At 56.8% G+C, this 16466-nt stretch carries 18 protein-coding genes and 1 pseudogene; 1 reads left to right on the top strand and 18 read right to left on the bottom strand.

Going from position 1 to position 16466, the window contains the following annotated elements; genetic code table 11:
* Positions 1-44: 44 nt before the first annotated feature.
* The 7 genes and pseudogenes from H8S59_RS01080 to H8S59_RS01050 all read right to left on the bottom strand — a co-directional run bounded on the left by H8S59_RS01080 (position 45) and on the right by H8S59_RS01050 (position 6905).
* The gene (locus H8S59_RS01080) at positions 45-326 is read right to left on the bottom strand and encodes a tail fiber assembly protein (protein WP_187520163.1); all 282 of its coding nucleotides are present in this window, start codon (positions 324-326) and stop codon (positions 45-47) included.
* Positions 323-688, bottom strand: a complete 366-nt coding sequence (locus H8S59_RS01075; RefSeq protein WP_187520162.1) for a hypothetical protein — start codon at positions 686-688, stop codon at positions 323-325. The genes H8S59_RS01080 and H8S59_RS01075 overlap by 4 nt, the downstream gene beginning before the upstream one ends.
* A gap of 512 nt (positions 689-1200) precedes the next feature.
* Positions 1201-1632, bottom strand: a pseudogene (locus H8S59_RS27130) (tail fiber domain-containing protein); the annotation flags it as partial.
* Between the two features lie 31 nt (positions 1633-1663).
* The gene (locus H8S59_RS01065; RefSeq protein WP_187520160.1) at positions 1664-2329 is read right to left on the bottom strand and encodes a hypothetical protein; all 666 of its coding nucleotides are present in this window, start codon (positions 2327-2329) and stop codon (positions 1664-1666) included.
* Entirely contained in the window at positions 2326-2694 is a 369-nt protein-coding gene (locus tag H8S59_RS01060) for a hypothetical protein (protein WP_187520159.1), read from the bottom strand. The genes H8S59_RS01065 and H8S59_RS01060 overlap by 4 nt, the downstream gene beginning before the upstream one ends.
* Positions 2691-6257, bottom strand: a complete 3567-nt coding sequence (locus H8S59_RS01055) for a TipJ family phage tail tip protein (protein WP_187520158.1) — start codon at positions 6255-6257, stop codon at positions 2691-2693. The genes H8S59_RS01060 and H8S59_RS01055 overlap by 4 nt, the downstream gene beginning before the upstream one ends.
* Before the next feature lie 60 nt (positions 6258-6317).
* The gene (locus H8S59_RS01050; RefSeq protein WP_187520182.1) at positions 6318-6905 is read right to left on the bottom strand and encodes a tail assembly protein; all 588 of its coding nucleotides are present in this window, start codon (positions 6903-6905) and stop codon (positions 6318-6320) included.
* 599 nt (positions 6906-7504) lie between these two features.
* On the opposite strand from H8S59_RS01050, the gene H8S59_RS01045 reads away from it, so the two are divergent.
* Positions 7505-8026 carry an aspartyl protease family protein gene (locus H8S59_RS01045; protein WP_187520157.1) on the top strand — a complete coding sequence of 174 codons (522 nt, stop codon included), beginning with the start codon at positions 7505-7507 and terminating at the stop codon, positions 8024-8026.
* Between the two features lie 228 nt (positions 8027-8254).
* Here the strand turns inward: H8S59_RS01045 and H8S59_RS01040 are convergent, their stop codons facing one another.
* From H8S59_RS01040 to H8S59_RS00990, 11 genes are all read right to left on the bottom strand, one after another.
* On the bottom strand, positions 8255-9019 hold the full coding sequence (locus tag H8S59_RS01040) for a C40 family peptidase (protein ID WP_187520156.1): 765 nt from the start codon (positions 9017-9019) through the stop codon (positions 8255-8257).
* A 2-nt stretch (positions 9020-9021) separates the two neighbouring features.
* A complete protein-coding gene (locus tag H8S59_RS01035; RefSeq protein ID WP_187520155.1) occupies positions 9022-9774 on the bottom strand; it encodes a phage minor tail protein L in 753 nt (250 codons plus the stop codon).
* A gap of 11 nt (positions 9775-9785) precedes the next feature.
* Positions 9786-10124: a phage tail protein gene (locus H8S59_RS01030; RefSeq protein WP_187520154.1), complete on the bottom strand. Its 339-nt coding sequence runs from the start codon at positions 10122-10124 to the stop codon at positions 9786-9788.
* Positions 10124-13087: a phage tail tape measure protein gene (locus tag H8S59_RS01025; RefSeq protein ID WP_187520153.1), complete on the bottom strand. Its 2964-nt coding sequence runs from the start codon at positions 13085-13087 to the stop codon at positions 10124-10126. The genes H8S59_RS01030 and H8S59_RS01025 overlap by 1 nt, the downstream gene beginning before the upstream one ends.
* Before the next feature lie 10 nt (positions 13088-13097).
* A complete protein-coding gene (locus H8S59_RS01020) occupies positions 13098-13346 on the bottom strand; it encodes a DUF1799 domain-containing protein (RefSeq protein ID WP_187520152.1) in 249 nt (82 codons plus the stop codon).
* Between the two features lie 62 nt (positions 13347-13408).
* Positions 13409-13792, bottom strand: coding sequence for a phage tail assembly chaperone (locus H8S59_RS01015; protein WP_187520151.1), 384 nt, complete (start codon positions 13790-13792; stop codon positions 13409-13411).
* Positions 13793-13795: 3 nt separating this feature from the next.
* Positions 13796-14449, bottom strand: a complete 654-nt coding sequence (locus H8S59_RS01010; protein ID WP_187520150.1) for a phage tail protein — start codon at positions 14447-14449, stop codon at positions 13796-13798.
* Positions 14450-14518: 69 nt separating this feature from the next.
* Positions 14519-14929, bottom strand: coding sequence for a phage tail terminator-like protein (locus tag H8S59_RS01005; RefSeq protein ID WP_187520149.1), 411 nt, complete (start codon positions 14927-14929; stop codon positions 14519-14521).
* Positions 14926-15579 carry a hypothetical protein gene (locus tag H8S59_RS01000; protein WP_187520148.1) on the bottom strand — a complete coding sequence of 218 codons (654 nt, stop codon included), beginning with the start codon at positions 15577-15579 and terminating at the stop codon, positions 14926-14928. The genes H8S59_RS01005 and H8S59_RS01000 overlap by 4 nt, the downstream gene beginning before the upstream one ends.
* Complete coding sequence (locus H8S59_RS00995) at positions 15576-15944, bottom strand: hypothetical protein (protein ID WP_187520147.1); 369 nt, start codon at positions 15942-15944, stop codon at positions 15576-15578. The genes H8S59_RS01000 and H8S59_RS00995 overlap by 4 nt, the downstream gene beginning before the upstream one ends.
* Positions 15945-15958: 14 nt before the next feature.
* Complete coding sequence (locus tag H8S59_RS00990; protein ID WP_187520146.1) at positions 15959-16462, bottom strand: DnaT-like ssDNA-binding protein; 504 nt, start codon at positions 16460-16462, stop codon at positions 15959-15961.
* Between the last annotated feature and the right edge of the window lie 4 nt (positions 16463-16466).

The raw sequence follows: 16466 nt of genomic DNA, 5'->3' as shown, positions 1-16466 counted from the left end.
AAAATACCCGCTCGATGGCGGGGTGCGGTAAAGCCGGGGATTACTTAAGTCGGGGTCACTGGCCACGCGACGGCAGCGGGGTAATCGGACGGCAGTTGCACTTTAGCCAGCGCCGAACGGTAGCGCTTCCATGCAATCAGCAGCGCCTCGTCTTCCTCAGTTGCGTCGCCCGTGTCGTGATCATCCTGCAAAGGCTGGATCACCCGATCGGCGACTGCTTTTAACCGGGATTGCTCAGCAGTAATCCCAGCGATAATTACCATAGTGGCCTGAGTGGCTTTCATTTCTTTCGTGATTAACTTGGACCAATCTATGTTGCCGGTCATAATTCCTCCGGTGATTCTTCAGACACCGACGATTGGGGAGGAAACTTGAGAGCAGTTTCTTCAGGACTCAGGGGGCCGGGAAATATCACCAAACCGTCCGGCACGTTTACCAGATCAATCGGAAAAGCCTGGGCTTGGCTGTAATTGAAAGGGTTTGGCAGGATGAGGGTAACAACTAGCTCACCACCATTCATTTCCACATCGCCCGCAAACCACTCTGAGTTTATCGCGGCGCATGGCAGAGTTGACCCTTCTTGCATCGGCGAAAAATCGAACACCTCGCCGTTTATCTCCAATACCAGGTCTCGCTTAATTACAATAAGAGTGTCATCTCGACGCTGCGGGGAAAGTTTAATTCGCATCAGTACCACCGTCCGATTGCAAAAATGGCAAGCGTGTAAGCCTGCGAAATATTGAAGTTACCTTGTATTGAAATATTCGCCCCGCCGTTTTGGTATCCACTTAAACGCTGAACGACGGCAGCATCGTTAGACTGAGGAAACTGCAACATGGGGAATACGGCAGAAACGTTTGCGGCGAAGGGCTGGGGGGGCGTCCACGGAGAAATTGGGTTGGCGTTCGCCGGGGCCGGACCAAATGTATAGTTTCTGGTCCAGCAGATTTGAGTGCCGTCAGCAAGCCTCAAATAACTCCCGTTAGCGTTGGAGCCGTATTCCATAATGGCTCCTGTTGGAACACCTCCCGACTGGCCGACAGCGCCAACGACAGCGGCGAGCGCAGCTGCCCCGAGCTGTAGCGTTGACCTTGCTGCTGCCGGTGTCGCATCGTCCACAAGAGATCGGCCAAATGCTGTAAACGTGGCCATGCCTGCTGTGCTGTTACTGGTGAAATAGGGAAGTTGATCGGCAGCAAATCCCGCAAAGCTCAAAGCCGACAAGCTGTTTGACTTCGCCTGTGCTCCGAGACTTGAGAGTGCATTGGGCCCATCTGAGGCCCCAGTCCCGCCTTTGTTGACTGGCAAAATGTCGAAGTTGCCCGTCGTGCCAAGCGCTGCCAGTTTGGCACCGAACTGGTTGACCAGAGAGCGCAGAGCGTCAGCAGATTCCTTAACGTAGCCCTGTAACGGCGCAAGCGCATAACCACCGGCGGCGTTGGTGACCCCTTGGTAGTTGGGAGAGATAGACATCGCCGTGTCGCTGGCAATGTTGGTTACTTCATACCATGCACCATCGGGACCACGAAATGCGTCACCTACCCGGCTGTTAGCGATGAATGAGGTGTTGGTGCCTGTTACTGTGTTCGAATTCTGGGCGACGGAAACCGTCCCGGCTTTGTACCAGGGCATGGCAGTCTCTCTTTGTTGGAGGGTGAATTCTTTATGCGACCAGCTTGGCGCAAAGGAATGGGCGATGGCCTTGGTCAGTCCACGCGGTGCTGCCGAGGCTATAGAGCATTATTCTGGAGTTGGCATAGTCCACTCCAATACCGCAGCCGCCACCGGCGTTAGATGGTGCGTGACAATGCATTGCGAATGAGTTGATCGATATGTACTCACCTACACCCAAAGCCTTGCTGATCGACCAGATATAACGCCTGCCAAGCGTAAGTTGCTCTGATCCAACATAATTCCAATTACCTGCCGCGAAAGTTACTACAACAGCAGGCGCACCACTGTCGTATACCAGCGCCCCATCTGGCCCCCATATACGCATTCCGTATGCAGAGGTGCCCATCGAGGCCCAAGCGGCGACGAAGTATTCACCACTCAATGTGGAATATATGTTTGAGGCCTTCATCGTGAAGCCCGTCCAATTCCCCGGCCCGCCATTAAACCAAACGGAGATGGGGATCTGTATTTGTCCACCCTGACTCGGGCGAATGAATACAATGGGCGGATCAATACTGGTAACAGGCCGAGCAAAGGTTCCGGTCGCGTCCGTTGTTCCAGAGTAAGTGCCCTTTGTTAGAACGCAAAGGCGCGGCATCTCCGAATCGATTTGCACATATGAGCTTTCGTTAATACAGATGACGCCATAGCTCATGATCTAAACCTCACGGCATACCCTTTGGCCACGACACGTGTCTGATTGGTATTGCCCAGCGTTGATGATGGGTTGGCCGACCTGACCACTACCTGATTAAGCGAAGTGGTCACGTACGGATAGGACTTCGTATTGCCCGTCGCGTCTCCCTCCGCGAACTGAACATCCTGTGATCGGGTAGGTATGATCATGAACACGCAGTTATCCGGGTTGAAGCCCGGGATGCTCAGCGTGATGATTGTTGGCGATGATCCTCCAGACTGGCTGAAATCAAGCACCCCCTGCCAAAGAACCTGATAGGTGAACGTGGTGGTATCCATTACCAGATTGCCGTTTTCGTCCCATACCCTCGCGCCATAGCTCATGCGTCCAAGTTCCCCCACTGGTATCGCTTCACACTGTTCTGGTCGAAGACCTTGCCGCCGAAACTGTTGATGGTCTGTCTGCCGCCTCCGCCCAGTGCAGAATTGATCTCGAACGTTCCATCAAAAAACAACTTCCAGCCAGAAACGCCTGCAACGTAGTTATTCGACTGTATGTAGTTCCCGATCTTGGCGTTGGTAATCGTGCCGTCCTGGATGAAGGCGGAGTTCATGAAGACCTGACCGTTCTGAACCGCGAACGGAACCGAGACGGCCCCGCCCGCAATGCTATTCACGATGGCAAATCGATCAGCCGAGACAAGGAACTGGCTTTGAAGACCCGCCCCAGTGTTCTCGATTCCCAGCCCGATACCCGCCGCGACATATTGTCCATTGGCAGTGATCTGCATCTTCACCGACCACATTGTCGAAGCCTTACCATCCAGGGTTGTGACTGCCTGGCTGGTTTGCTGTATCGCGGCAGAGTTATCGCCAACTGCCGTATTGAGCTGCTGGAGTGCCGTTGCAGTCGCAGACTGGTTGTTGGTTACGACCTGCCGCAGATCGGTGACCTGAGCCACGTTCTCGCCGACCGTTGCAGTCAGTTGCGTGACGGTTTTGGCTGTAGCCTCGTTAGCGCTTGCAGCTACCTTGGCTTCCGTGACGATGCTCGCCGTGCTGCTGTAGCCTTTGAGCGCATCCGCCAGCTCGCCCTCGCCGTCATCATCCCGAGCAGATGCACGCAGAACCTGTAGAGCCGAGGCCTGAGCAGTAACGATACCGTCCAGTTCACTGATCTCAGATGTGTGAGTCTCTACCTGCTGAACGAGGCCGTTAGCTGTTTCCAGCATGTCGCCGACGTCAGTCCAGTAAGTGAGGTTCGGCGGCGGCGTGTCGACCGGTACGGCCTGTTCGGCCTGGTAGATGCGACCATCGACAACGACCATCTGGCCTTTTACGTAGGTGTCAGTTGGCACATACGCCTTCAGCCCGTCCAGCGCGTCGATCTGGTCCTGCAGGCCGTCGATCAGCTCGATTTTGTCCAGAAGGTCCTGACCCAGCTCTGTCTCGCTGATTTGCCCAGCTATAAGCTCCAGAATCGGAGCAGCCTCAGAGCTGGTCTGCCCCATAACCCCGTTACCCAATGGATACCAAGGGCCTATGTTGCCGATCCGGTCCACCAGGCGCGCCCAGAAGAAGAACGTCACGCCAGCACGCAGACCCAGCATTGAGAAATCGCTCTGCGGGTAAGAAAGGTCCGTGAGCTTGGTAGCCGCCTCAAGGCTGGTTGTAGGGCCGTACCATATCTCGGTGCGCTGGGTGTCCTCCGCGCCAGCGGGAAATGCCCACTTCAGGTAAATACCGAAGAGCAAAGGCGTTGCCGTCAGATACGAAACCGCCGGCGGAAGACCTTGCTTGCCGGTCAGCGGGGTCAACATCGAGTTGCGCCAGATCGACGAGATATCGAAGGCGCTTACCGCGCGGACGCGTGCAACGTAATCGCCCGCGTAAATACCCACCACGTCTACGCTGGTCGTGCCGGTGCGAGGAAGCTTGATCCAGTTGCCGCTGTCTTTGCGCCATTCCACGTCGTAGCTGACTGCGCCGTTTACGGCAGGCCAACTGATTGTCATGGTGGCTACTGAAAGCCCCTGCACAATCGAAGAGGTCGCCGCCAGCGTTACGCTGGCCGGTGCCGGAACGACCGTGATCGGAATGACGCTGATCGGACGTTCTTCAAGGCGTGCGCCGGTGTCGATGTGCGCGAACTTGCTCGGGTCGTATTGAACGGCCGAGATTTCGAACACGCCTGCTTCCGGCCGGGCCACGCTGACGACTCGGTATAGCGGGATAGCCAGGTCATCGGCATCCAGCGCCCAAACCAGTTCACGCTCAGGCTGAACCGAATAGGCCGTGGTGACAGTGACCTGACGACCGCTCACGAGCTGAACGGTACGACCCTCACATTTACCGTCAGGCAAGTTGAGGATCAGGCGGTCGCCGGTTTTGGCCTGGGTGTCACGATCAAGGGTAATTACCCGACCGTTTACGGCTGAGATGCGGCCGCCAACGGCCCGCCCGGCGAGCAGTTCATCTGCAATCGGGATCACGTAGCCAGGCAGCGGAATCCGGCCATCGAGGCCAACCCTGAAGACGACCGCACGATCTTTTGAGTTGGTCAGCAGCGCCCACTTACCGCGGCGCTGCGCTTCCGACTCACGAGTGCAGCCAATAGCGCTGACTTCCAGCGGATTATCGCCATATCGACGCTGTAGCTTTGGGTCAGTGACAGCCGTTACATCGGTGTCGTAGTTATTCAGTGGATTGTCGTAGCTGATCAGCGCCCGAGTGTAGCGAGTACGCTCCGATGCGCTGGAATAGGTGAACTTGCCGTCGATGACGTTCGCCCTGGTATAGGCAAAGTCGAAATCGGTAGCGCGAGGCATGTCTGACACGGTGAAGACCTGACCTTGAGCCCAGTAGGTCATACCCCGATAGATTGACGAGATGTCGCGGAGCAACGACCATGCGTCAGCCTTGCTCTGCAGGTTCAAGTCGCAGATGAACCGCGGCTCCATGCCGCCCTTGCCGTCTGGCACCAGTTGGTCGCAGTACTGAGAAATTCGGTACAGCTCCCATTTATCGACCATCCACGACTTGATACGGCGACCAAGGCCGAAGCGATCATTAATGGTGATCCCACGCGTCACCCAAGAAGGGTTGTTCGTGTACGCCTCCTTGAAGGTGCCATCCCAGATTCCTGTATAGGTCCGGGTGTCTGGGTTGTAGTTGCTTGGCACGGGCCACTTTCGGGACTTGCACCCCACGGTGACGGCAGGAATGCTGCGAAACTGCTCAGCGGAAAACTCGATGTAGAGCAACGCGGTATTTGGGTAGCGGATCTTCGCGTCGATGACCTCGGTGAAGCCCGCGATCTGCATGGTGTCGGAGATTTTATTGTTGTTCTGGTTGACGGTTAGCCGAGTAATTCGCATCAGCCAGCCGGAGGTCGCCTTGGGCAGGTCAATACGCCTGGTGCGCTCATAGGTGCTGGTGGTCTTGCCGTCAACGGCTTCGCTCATGACTTGCTGATAAGCGCCGCCATCGGTTGCCAGCTCAATTCTGTATTCAATGCGGTAGCCTTTGATGTTGCCGTTCGCATCAACAGCCTGAAGCGCTGGCCAGGCAAAGCGCACACGTACAGCGGAAAGCTGGGTGTTTGTGATTGAACGAACCCATGGTATGCCGCTGCGCAACTCAGTCCCGATAGTTGTCTCGTTTTCAACCGATGGGATGCCCTGTATGTAGGTCTGGTCTACAGCGCCGCTGCGCCATTCCCAATTCACATTCGGGAAGTTCATATTGCCTTGAGGGTCTTGCAGGGGCGTGTTGTCGAGATAGATGTCACGAGCGGTGGGAATACCTTCGAACTCTCCCTCCCCAACAGCAATAAGCATTTTGGCGATGGCTACAGAGCGCAAGCTGTCTGGAGCCTCGGACGGCGTTTTTGGTTTGTCCTCGCCGCCTTTTGCGCCGTAGATATCGATCTTTTCTGCTGCGCCCATGCGTTTCTCCAGGCAATAAAAAACCGCCTCATGGGCGGCTGCGGTGTTTCAGTTTTCGGGTTACATCTGGTCTTCGGCGTAGATTGCAGCGCTGATGATTGCGCCACCCCAGCGCCGCTCACCAATACACAGCGGGACAGGATTGCCTGACGCGGTCGTGTTTTTCGCGCTGCCGAACGCGTAGCCGGGCGTGTTCTCTGGCGCAGCGCTGGTCTTCAGACCTCCGGCTTGCGGGCTGAGCATTTGAATAACGCCGCCTGCGAGCAGTCCGATACCCGCAGGTGCGAGGTACGGGGCTGTCATTGGGAAAACGTAGGAGATAGCCAACAACACAACACCAACGATGGCCTGAAGGACGCCGCCACGCTTGCTCCCCGTTATGACTGGAGCTATCCGTATGTCTCCTTGCCCGCCGTATCCCAACTCGTCCGCCCCGATGTTTTTCTTGCCGCGAAAAACAGCAAACTCAATACCCCGCGCTTTGGCGTTCGAAATGAAACGTTCAAAGCCGGGAATTTGAACGCACAAGGCTTTTATCGCCTCTGCAGGACTCCTGACGGACAGCCTGAAAGATCTGCCGAACTGCCTCAGTTGACCGTAAAGTACAACGGTTGTGAGCGGCTGATACTCAATTACGGTTGCTTCCATCATTTTTCTCCGGGCAATAAAAAACCGCCCGGAGGCGGCTATAGACGTACTTTCAATTAGAGACAGTCGCGAACTGCCTGCTCTATCTCGGATCGGCCGTAGCCGGGAGCCCAAGAAAGCCGCTGGTAAAGTGCTACGCTGCTTCCTTTGCTCGATCTGGTTACTTCCAAAAGCTCTTCGGTAGTCGAGTCAGTTGCAACGATCAACCTGTAACCCTTCTCTGTTTCGGTCATGGTCGCGCCTGACCGAGCATCCTGCCACCGCGGCATTACGCAAAGAGCATATTGCTTAGGTGTCTTGCTTGTAGAAGCGCTGATGGAAGCTTTGCCACTCTTCAGATCAGCAGGCGTAGTGCACCCCGCCAACAACGCCACAGCCAGCGCCCCAATCAAAATTCGCATGATGTTCCCTCATAGTTGATGGCTGAGAGTATCACTGGCCTGTGCGCCCATCCAGCGTGGACAAACGATCAGTAACACGCACGATACAGAGCGTAGTAGCTTCGCGCCGCTATATGTGAAGGATTCCCAGTCCTTTGCCTGCAAGCCCAAGGACTGGGGTGCGCCAATTTTGGTGTAGGTGTTAAATAGGAGTCTGTAGTGCGGCCAAGATCAGTTATCGATGCCAACGTAGTAAAAATCAAATTTCAGATGAAGGATGGGCGACTTTCTGAGACTCCCAAGCAGATCGACTTGATACCGGTCATAAATATATCAGTAACTGAACAACGCCTCAGCAACATCGATACCAGCCCAGTTTTTGGCTTGGCCCTCATTGACACCGGTGCCGATCACTCAGCAATAGACAGAGACTTCGCTAAAGCTTGTGGTTTTATTTCGCGAGGTACAGTTTCCACCTCTGGGATCGGCGGGGTTCTTCACGATGTTGATTGTTATGATCTTCGTTGCGGGATTGATACCCATGCCGGGATTAGGTTTTTCGATGCTAGATTCGTTGCGGTTCCTATTTTCAACCACAGCAGGCAATATCAAATCATTCTGGGGATGTCGTTCCTGCAGAGCGGACGATTGATAATGGACTCCGTGTCACATGATTATCTTTTCGAGTTTGCCTTAAATCGACCTTATAGCCGAGACGCAATAGCGGCCTCTGTTGCTTGATGCTTATTTATCGTGATCACTACCGAATTGGCTGCGTGAACGATGTGCATGCATCGTTCTTCCTTGTCGGGTAAGGAATCCCGCTGACTTGCCAGCAGAACCCACTCGATCGCAGGAAGAAAGCTCGAAGATGCCGAGAACTCAGATGAGGATATAGGCCCCAAGCTGCTCACTGCTTCAAATTTGCAACAGAGCTCGCTCATAAGCTTCTCCTGCGGTCCTGCCGCATCATGTGGTTGGTTGTGCATCTTTATGCCTGAGGACTAGGCGCGTTCGGTCAAGCCAGGGGCCGCCGAAAACGATGATCTCGCTCGGGCGTCCGTATAGATGGTGCAACAGGAAAGGCCCTGGCCCAAAGGTCGCAGCATCCTCATCCGGCAATGCTGGATTCCATCCGAGGAAAATCCCCGCATGGTTCGGGTGCTCCGTCCGGCCGACCTGCATGACGATCATGTCGCCGCGCTGTGGAGTATCGACCCGGTAGAAACCGGCCACCTCGTAGTTGGCTTCGTACAGGCTGACGCTGTCTTTGCTCTCCCACCAGCCGTCGGCACGCTCGAAGGCTTCGAACTCCAGCCCCCACTCGCGCTTGTACCAATCCGCGCAGACTTGCCAGCAATCCCAGGCACCGTGAACGAATGGACGCTTCAGCAGCGGCGTATTGCCGGTCGGCACAATCGTTCGCAGGTCGCCTTCCGGCCAGCTTAGGATGTGCCAGGGCAATTCTGTCGCTTCACACATCGCCAAGTCGCGTGGTGAAGGCCGGCTGGTTGCATCTGGATGCGAGTGCACGATGCCGATCACATCACCGATATCTTCTGCCCACGCGTAATCCTCAGGATCAATCCGGAACTCTTCTGTCGGATCGGTAGAGGTATTCGCGCACGGCAAGTACTGCTGCTTTCGGCCAACCGCCAACAACAGACCGCAGCATTCCTTCGGATACTCGGCCGCAGCGTGCGCCCGCACCGCTTCAAGGATGTACTTGAACATGGTCAACTCCGCGCGATGAGTGATACGGCCGGGAAGCCGCCGAATGAAAGCTCGTTATTCTCGCCGAAGCGCAACTTGCAGGATGACAGACACCCTTTGCACTCGTCCTTCGAGGGGTCGTCCGTGGGGTTGTCTTCGTCATCGAACATGGCCTGGCCGGTGTATCCACAGTCGGGGCCGCGATACCCGTTCGTCATCGCCCAGTGGCAAAACGTCGTCATCTGTCGTCCCGGAAGCCCATGATTGTCGATCTCGCCGGGAGACGAAAGCTCCCAGGTCACGGCCTCGCCGTCCTCGCTGGTTTTCTGGTCGATGTACCAGATTTCCAGCGCCTCTTGAGTCGGATCAGCAGTCGGGTTGCCGTCGGGGAAGTTGGCGGCGTCCAGGTACTGAGCAAGCGTCTCGCGCACAGTCAGCTTGAACTTGAGCATGTCATCGAAGGCCAGACACAGCGCAGTGACGCGGCCATTGATGTTTCCCGCCGCGAATGTCGGCCGCGCCGCCGTACCATCACTACTGGACGAAATCCCGTCGATCTGAACCGGCCATGCGGCGTATTCCTCGCCCTGCCACCATATGGACTTGGCTGGCAGGTCCTCCGACGATTTCTCGTAGGCCAGTAGCTCTGCGGGCGTGTGCGGAATTGCGTGCCCATGAAACCGCAAGTAATCCGCGCCGTATTCGGTCCCGTCAATTTCAAACAGGCGAATTTCGCCACCGGGCTCCAGCTTTTGGATGTCCGTGATCAGTGCCATGGGCGGTTATCTCAGGGGTGAAAGGTTTGTTCGAAGGTGGCGGTGATTGCGTAAACCTGGCCTCCGCGGTGCACGGGCTTATAGCCAGTGCACTTGTAGAGGCCCAAAACGCCAAGAGGCGGTGTCCAAAGAAATCCCCTTGCCCCCTTATGACGGTCAAGGAATTCCCTGATCTCCAATATCCGAGCCTTCATGCCGGTGAAAACGACGGGCCAAGACTCGGACTGGTTGTTGATTCCATCCTCAACCGACTGCGCATACCCATCGCCAAACTGCTTGGTCCGGACGCGCTGGGTGACATCGCCATCCGCGCCCTTCTCTGTAGCCCAGGTGAATCGTTCGATTGCCATCAGCGCCCCTTGATTGCATTGCTGATTACGCCACCTTGGCGCATATCCCTCGTTCGCAACTCCTGGTACTTCTGTTGAACGAACGTGGCCAGCTCTTTGCCGAAAAGGTCATACCCAGGCGCGTCAGACGATGATGTTGCGTTTCCGTCGCCGTCGATATGAACCTCAACGTTGATCTGAGTACCGCCAACGCCTCCGCCTACTGACATCACGCCCAACTTGCCACCCGCAGTTCGTGTCAGCGGCATAATTGCCTCTGGCCCGGCTTCCCCCATTACCCCTGCCTGCCCGCCAGACATCCCGAAGGCTGTTGGCTTGCTGACAACGCTGTTGGTGAAAGCCCCGCCATTGGCGAACATCTGGACGCCACCGCTCCATGCACCGCCTTTGGCCTGCTGAACGCCAGACCAGCCGCTGAGTGCAGCATCGCTGTAGCCTGCCGAGGTAGAGCCTGCGGATGCGGGGGTGCTACTGCCTGTGAGATAACTTGTACCGGCACCAACAAGCGAGGTCAGAAGTGCAGAGCTGGCCTGCCGCGTCGCAATCCGTTCCATATCAGCCAGGATAGATTTGGCAAGATCAGAGAACGACAGCTTGCCTGTCATGGCGAAGTTGACGATCGCGTCTTCCATGCCAGTGAAAGCATTGGTGAACAGGCTTTTAGCCTGCCCCGCTACATCGCGCGCCGACTCCAGGTAGTTGCTGAAAGCCGAGGTAGCACCGTTGCGCCAATCGCTCTGAGCCGCCGACATCTGCTCGTAGTTACTGAGCGTCGTCTCGGCGAGGTCCTTCTCGCTGCGGTTGATCGCGTCCAGCTTGGCCTGGTATTCCTCGGCGCTCATGTTGCGCGATTTGTTGGCTTTGTCGCGAGCCAGGTCAAGGCGTTGCTGGTTGGCCCGGTCCTCGATGCCGTTGAGCGAGCTTGTCAGCGATGCCTGGCGATCTCCCTGCCCGACGCCATTCGCGGCCCGTTGCCCTGCACGTTGCAAGGCGACGTTTTGCTGGTTGAGTGCGTCGGTGTAACTGCTGATTGCGAGCTTCTGCTTTTCGATCCGGCCGGTTTCGGCATTGGCGAGTACTTCAAGCTGGGTTTCAGCATCCTGCTGCGCTTTGACCATGCTGGTTCGAGCATCAGCGATCTTTTGGTCGATCTGGATGCGCTGAGCGGCCGATGTGGTGGACTTCGCCCGAACGGCCTCAAGAGCTGTAATCTCAGACTCATATGCCGCCGCAACCTCTACACGCTCCTGCTCGACAAGTGCAATACGTTGACTGCTGTAGGACTCAGCCGAAACCAGTCCAGCCTTTTGGGCCGAGTCCAGTTCCTTCTGGATGTTCTGGTAGTAGCTGGAAACTGCCTTGAGCTGGTTCTGGGCGTCATTGAAACCTGTTAGGTCGACGGCCGTGCTGCCGCCCTTCTTGGTTTCCTTGAATTTTTCGCGGGTCTGCTTTTCAAGCGCCGCTTCCTGATCGGCCGTTATCTGGAAGCCAGCCTTGCGCGCCTGGGCAATTTCACGCTGGTTGTCCTGCAGCGCCTTCGTCAGCTTCGTGGACTTGGACGCAGTAGAGTCGAGATTTTTCTGGAGCGTTTCGTAGGCCTTCGTCCCTTCACGGATGTTCAGTGCATCGAACATCTGCTGACGGGCTTTGGCTTGGTCGTCTACTTCTTTCTGCAGTAGCGCAGTTACATCTTTCTGCGCGCCTGATTCGCCGCCGCCCAGCAGCCCCATATCCGGGTTGTCGCCGAGAATGAATGGATTGCTTTGCGCATTTCGAAGTGTCGCCAGGCGATCAGCCAGCTTGTCGAATTTCTCTTCAAATGTGTCTTCCCGACCAATGTCGAGGATGGCGTCCCACGCGCCTTTAGCACCGCTCTTTACAGCAGCCCATGCAGATTCAACCGCGCCCAGATTGTTGGTGATGGTTCCGGCGCGCTCAACCAGCGCATCGGCGTAAGCACCCTCGGCAACCTGCTGAGCGCCCAAGGTGTCGCCTTGCTCCTGCAGCGCACGAATCTGGGTAAACACGGCAGCGGTGAGAAAGTTGTACTTGTCATTCAGTGCGACAACGGCCTTTACCGGATCGTCCGCCAGCTTGGCGAACTCCGCGACCGTTTCCGATGCGGCCTTGCCGGTAGCTTTCTCGAACGCCAATGCAGCGACAGCGATTTCTTCAAAGCTGCTGCTGACAATCTTCCCGGTACCGGCCAATTGGGCGAGCACTGCTGCGGCCGCGCCCGTAGTGCCAACGGTAGCGCTGACCTGCTTAGCCATCCCCGCCAACGATGAAGTGGTAGTGCCAGCCGAATTGCCGGTGGTTACCAGTGCATCGCGGAACTTCTCCTGCTCTTCGCTTCCTTGGTAATACGCCAGCCCCAAAACGCCTACAGCGGCAGCCGCGACTGTGAATGGATTAACCAGCCCGAGGACATATCCGCCCAGCGCCCTGGCCGCTGGCCCGATGCCGCCGAACATATCTTTGAGCTGGCCGCCTTGCTGGAGCAGCACGGTAAGCGGTGCCTGGCCGCCTTGCAGGGACACAGCAATGTCAGTGAATTGAGCAGGAACGCCACGCAGCGCTGCGGCAGTTTGCTTGGCCGTGTTGCCGGTGCGGGTCAGGCTGTCATCAAATCGGCCGAGGTTCGCGCGGGACTGATCGATCTTCGCCTGGTATTCACTGAACGTCGCAGCATCAAGCCCGACGCCTTTGTGTTTGGCGAGCTTAGTTTCCAGCTCATCCAGGCGACCGAGGGCCTTAACCGTAGGATCAATCTCGCCCAGCAGGTCGCTCAGCTCATCCCTTTGCTTGTGAATGGCGGCAGATGCCTTGTCAGCACCCTTCGCCACACCCTCAGCAGCTTTTTCTGCCCGACCGCCCGCCGCCGTGAGCTTGTCGAGGTCAGAGCTCGCCTGCGCGGCATCGGTCGAATCGACCTTGATACCGAGTTCAGCAATGGTTGTCATGCGCGCTCCGTTACTTCGATTCGCTCATAACGAGCATGGCTTCGGCCTCCATGACACGAATGTCTTGGAATGCTTTGGTGGTTTCGGTTTTCTTCATGCCCAGCAGTTGGCCGACGGCAGGGATTGCGGCGTAGTCCAGGCCAATAGGCCCGCCCATGCCGACCCGCCATTGCGTGGACATTGCTTCGAAAAGGAGGAAGGCAGGCCAGATGTCCGGCCAAACCTCGAACTCGACATCGGGAATGTCAGCCTTGGTCATACCGAATGCTGCGAGATCGGCATCCGACGGGCCCGGTTCGTACAAGGCCCTGGACGCCGCAATCAGTTTCCCAAGCGAGCCGGGTTGTACGCGCCTTGATAGGCTTCAAGTACCGCCTGAGGTGCGCCGACGCAAGTAGTGACAAGCGCAGTGATAGCCTCTTCGTCAAACTTGTCTTCGAAGGCCCAGTCGGTAACGATTTCCTTGATCTGGGAAACCTGTAGCTCGATCTCGGACGCCGTAGCCTCCTGCCACGACATGCCACCTTCCTTGACCTTGGCTGCATGCGCGTCACGCGCTTGGTTCCACTTGTCGAACAGCGCCGAAAGCTCCAGGCGATTCAGGTAGGCGAAGGTGAAATCCACCTGAACAGAATCGGCCCCAACGCGAGGAATTCCGACCTTAGCCTTGAAGGTCGGGGTCTGAGCAATCTTGATCTTCGCCATGGGTTACGCCGCCGCCTGATAACGAGTAGGGCGCGAGGCCAACGACAGGGTGATGGTGCGGGTCATGATGTTGTTGCGCGACAGCGTCGGGGTGGAAGTGATCGAGATGTACGCGTTGTAGTAGATCTCGGAGCCATTCGGCAGCTTCAGCCGAACCACGCGAGATTCCTTGTCCTCATCTGCACCCTCGCAGATCGGCACGTAAGGCAGCAATGGGTCATCGGCGACGGTAATGGTCATGCTGATCGGCGACTTGGTGGTCGGCAGCTGGCGGTCGTCATCGTCTTCCAGGAAGCCAAAGGTGGTGAACTGCTGATCGCCGCCGCTCGTAGCAACCTCGGTGATCTGAGCAATCTGCGCCCAGGCACTGACGTTGCGCACAGAGCCAATACCAGCGCCAGCGGTGTAAACGTTGGTCTTGGTGGTGTCGATGCCTTCCAGTGCGAACGAGTCAGCCAGTGAAGCATCAACGCGCGCCACACGATCATTCAGCCGTGTCCAGCCGGACGTTGCGACGATGATGTCGCCATCTTCCAGGCTATGACCTACAGCAGTGACTACAGCAGGATTGCCGTTGCTGATCGCAGTGGCCAGCACGGCAGCGTTGAAAACAGATGCAATCTCCATGATCGCGCCGTTGGGGAGCTTGAACGCCATTGGTGTTTCCTCTTTTCAGAAATGAAAAAACCCGCTCAGTGGCGGGTTCAGGTTTGCCCAACGGGCGAATTAGTTGGTGTCGGATCGATACTGGAACGAGGCCGAGACGGTCAGAGTCGTGTCGGCAGTGATTGGCGGTCCAGGCTCGACCGGCGTTAATACCATCACTTCGAATTCATCACGCTTAAGCCTGAGGAAAGCCGGAAACAGTTCGGCCAGCTCATCAACCAAGCCCTCAGCGTCGCCGGTACCGTTACCGACTGGCGTCACCACGTTGATCTGGAATACGCCGGTGTAAACCCGGTGATCGCCTGACAGTGTGTCCGTGCCGGTCCCGGCCGGGAGCATGAATGCGCTCAGGTAGGTCTCATCGGATACGGGGGTGAAGTTCACACCCTGGTATGCAACGCGAAGTTCGCGCTCTGCGGCCCACGCAGCAATGCGCGTCTCCAGCAGCGACCTGATTATCTTATGGCTCATACCTGGTTGTTCCTGATGGCCTCGGCCACGATCTGTTGAAAGCGGGCAATCGTCACGCGGACCATGCCCGATGGGGCCTGGCTGCTGTGGCCGTACTCCAGCGGGATTGCATAAGGCAGATTGTTCACGATGTAGGCTGTTTGGCCCGCAGTGAGCGAAGCGACCTGCCCCCTCAGTAGGGCCAGAGACATGCTTCCACTCGGGTCGACGATATCGAGCGTCCCGTCTGCAGGAGCCTCGATAGAAAATTGCCAGTTGCCGCGAAAGCGACCGCCGACATAATCCTTTCCGGCGACCAGTCCATTGACGTTGTAGTTCTGGTCTCGCTCGGTCTTCGTCAAGGGCTTGGCATATTTAACACCCTTGCGAAGGTTTCCTGACTTAGTGAAATTAGAGTCGGTCAGGTTGATGACGGTGTTACGGACGGACACCTTAAAGTCGTAGTCGTCGGCTGCACGGGTATTCTTGGCTCGGAAAGCCACATTACTAGCCCAAAGCTCTTGGTTCCCGACTGGAGACATTCGAATCAGAGAGCCGCCCAGCTCGATAATGATTTCTCGGAAACTGGCGTCCATCGCTTGGCGCGCGCCTTCGGCAAACTGGGCGATCTGCTCAGCGAAACTGCCATTGAGGCCTGTGTACCTACTCATGCCCGCACCTGCAGCTCATAAAGCAAAGGCGTCCCGGCTGGGTTGATCTCTTTCAGCGGAGGGATGATTGACCATGTGCGACCTTGCACAACTACTTTGCTGAGCAGGTTTGGCGGCGCAGTCAGTCCGCTAGCGGCTATCTTTAGCTTCTTATCGCCTACTTTAATCAGGGTGTTCGTCTGGAACTCTTGACCGGTAAAGTCGGTAAGGATGCCCTGCGCGGTCCGCTCGGTGATTGAATCAGGCGCCGTACCTCCTATGGATGGATCGTAGGCGCCCTTCACAACGTCGCGCAAAGTGACCGGCTGGCCGAACTCGGCTATCAGTTCGAGAGCCAACGCGGCCATTTCGTCGTAGAAGGCCATGTTGGCTCCGACTGTTATGCGCGAATGGCGAACAGCCCGCGCTTTTGAAGATAGTCAGCAAACTGCGTGCGGCTTGGCCGGTCTGGCGCTGCCGGTAGCAGTCGTCCGCTGCTGTTGCTGATCGCTGCATATTCGCGAGTCACTGCGCCCTCGACACGCTCAAGAGTCACAGCGCCTTTGCGTTTATCGATGGGGTCGATATCGTCTTGGTGTATCTCGGCGGCCAGAGCCATCTGGCCGTATTGAATTCTTGCCGGGATGTAGCCCGACGGCTTTATCTCGTCATCAATGATGACATCCTTGCGTGGCCACGCCAGAGCCTGGTCGCTGCTTTGGCGGCTCCCTTTCCACTTCATGCCATCCATCGCCAAGGCGGCCCGGCGCAGTAGCGCTTCCTGCGCAGTCTCTTCAGCAGGGATGGTCACGCCGTACCTTGCGGCATAGCTGACCAGTTCCGCCGCTGTCGAGTAGCTGTCTGCATCCGGCTTGCCGGTGCCATCCTCAACGATGAGTGCCATGTGT

It is taken from the genome of Pseudomonas folii, from assembly GCF_014357575.1.
Lineage (GTDB): Bacteria > Pseudomonadota > Gammaproteobacteria > Pseudomonadales > Pseudomonadaceae > Aquipseudomonas > Aquipseudomonas folii.
Note: the sequence above shows the minus strand (reverse complement) of the source record. Positions and strands in the feature narration are given on the sequence as shown.

What these genes read in the sequence shown, in the direction of transcription:
- H8S59_RS01040 (WP_187520156.1), bottom strand. Translation starts at nt 9,019, where the DNA reads ATGTTCAAGTACATCCTTGAAGCGGTGCGGGCGCACGCTGCGGCCGAG.
- H8S59_RS01010 (WP_187520150.1), bottom strand. Translation starts at nt 14,449, where the DNA reads ATGGCGTTCAAGCTCCCCAACGGCGCGATCATGGAGATTGCATCTGTT.
- H8S59_RS01000 (WP_187520148.1), bottom strand. Translation starts at nt 15,579, where the DNA reads ATGAGTAGGTACACAGGCCTCAATGGCAGTTTCGCTGAGCAGATCGCC.
- H8S59_RS01080 (WP_187520163.1), bottom strand. Translation starts at nt 326, where the DNA reads ATGACCGGCAACATAGATTGGTCCAAGTTAATCACGAAAGAAATGAAA.
- H8S59_RS01055 (WP_187520158.1), bottom strand. Translation starts at nt 6,257, where the DNA reads ATGGGCGCAGCAGAAAAGATCGATATCTACGGCGCAAAAGGCGGCGAG.
- H8S59_RS01075 (WP_187520162.1), bottom strand. Translation starts at nt 688, where the DNA reads ATGCGAATTAAACTTTCCCCGCAGCGTCGAGATGACACTCTTATTGTA.
- H8S59_RS01050 (WP_187520182.1), bottom strand. Translation starts at nt 6,905, where the DNA reads ATGGAAGCAACCGTAATTGAGTATCAGCCGCTCACAACCGTTGTACTT.
- H8S59_RS01020 (WP_187520152.1), bottom strand. Translation starts at nt 13,346, where the DNA reads ATGACCAAGGCTGACATTCCCGATGTCGAGTTCGAGGTTTGGCCGGAC.
- H8S59_RS01065 (WP_187520160.1), bottom strand. Translation starts at nt 2,329, where the DNA reads ATGAGCTATGGCGTCATCTGTATTAACGAAAGCTCATATGTGCAAATC.
- H8S59_RS01015 (WP_187520151.1), bottom strand. Translation starts at nt 13,792, where the DNA reads ATGGCGAAGATCAAGATTGCTCAGACCCCGACCTTCAAGGCTAAGGTC.
- H8S59_RS01030 (WP_187520154.1), bottom strand. Translation starts at nt 10,124, where the DNA reads ATGGCAATCGAACGATTCACCTGGGCTACAGAGAAGGGCGCGGATGGC.
- H8S59_RS00990 (WP_187520146.1), bottom strand. Translation starts at nt 16,462, where the DNA reads ATGGCACTCATCGTTGAGGATGGCACCGGCAAGCCGGATGCAGACAGC.
- H8S59_RS01025 (WP_187520153.1), bottom strand. Translation starts at nt 13,087, where the DNA reads ATGACAACCATTGCTGAACTCGGTATCAAGGTCGATTCGACCGATGCC.
- H8S59_RS01060 (WP_187520159.1), bottom strand. Translation starts at nt 2,694, where the DNA reads ATGAGCTATGGCGCGAGGGTATGGGACGAAAACGGCAATCTGGTAATG.
- H8S59_RS00995 (WP_187520147.1), bottom strand. Translation starts at nt 15,944, where the DNA reads ATGGCCTTCTACGACGAAATGGCCGCGTTGGCTCTCGAACTGATAGCC.
- H8S59_RS01005 (WP_187520149.1), bottom strand. Translation starts at nt 14,929, where the DNA reads ATGAGCCATAAGATAATCAGGTCGCTGCTGGAGACGCGCATTGCTGCG.
- H8S59_RS01035 (WP_187520155.1), bottom strand. Translation starts at nt 9,774, where the DNA reads ATGGCACTGATCACGGACATCCAAAAGCTGGAGCCCGGTGGCGAAATT.